Here is a 463-nt window from a genome sequence, read left to right as displayed (position 1 = left end):
GCATCGACAAGGAGGGAGACAGCGCCTCGGTAAAGCTGACAACCCGGTTCGACGGTATGGATTTTTACGAATATCTGTCCCTGCTGGAGCACGACGGCAACTGGACGATCGTGCACAAGCTCTATCACATAAAGCCATAGCCGCTGCACGAACATCAGTCGTGCAGTGCGTATGAAAGACAGGCCAAATCCTTGAAAATACTGGTGCCCCCGGCAGGGTTCGAACCCGCGACCCCCTGATTACAAATCAGGTGCTCTAACAACTGAGCTACAAGGGCAATCCAGTGCCTTGCCAACTATCAGATTCTGACCGGGTGTAAAGCGAAAACTGATCACGCAGCACGGGCGGCGCGCTTTTCCACACCATGCCCGCAGGCCAGGCCGCAGGATCGTCAAGACGGCAAAAGCGCAGCAATATAAGCGAAGTATTTACGCGGCGCGGCTAAAATGGTGATGAATTATAC

Annotated in this window: 1 protein-coding gene and 1 tRNA gene; one reads left to right on the top strand and one right to left on the bottom strand. The window is 53.8% G+C overall.

Features of this window, described 5'->3' with window-relative positions:
- Positions 1-2: 2 nt before the first annotated feature.
- Positions 3-140 (top strand): nuclear transport factor 2 family protein, encoded by a 138-nt coding sequence (locus ACTHUE_RS20280; RefSeq protein WP_440424308.1) that lies wholly within the window; start codon positions 3-5, stop codon positions 138-140.
- A 61-nt stretch (positions 141-201) separates the two neighbouring features.
- On the opposite strand, the gene ACTHUE_RS20275 is transcribed toward ACTHUE_RS20280, so the two are convergent.
- Positions 202-277 (bottom strand) — tRNA-Thr (locus tag ACTHUE_RS20275).
- Positions 278-463: the final 186 nt, after the last annotated feature.

Source organism: Neisseria sp. P0021.S005 (assembly GCF_051956955.1).
Note: the sequence above shows the minus strand (reverse complement) of the source record. Positions and strands in the feature narration are given on the sequence as shown.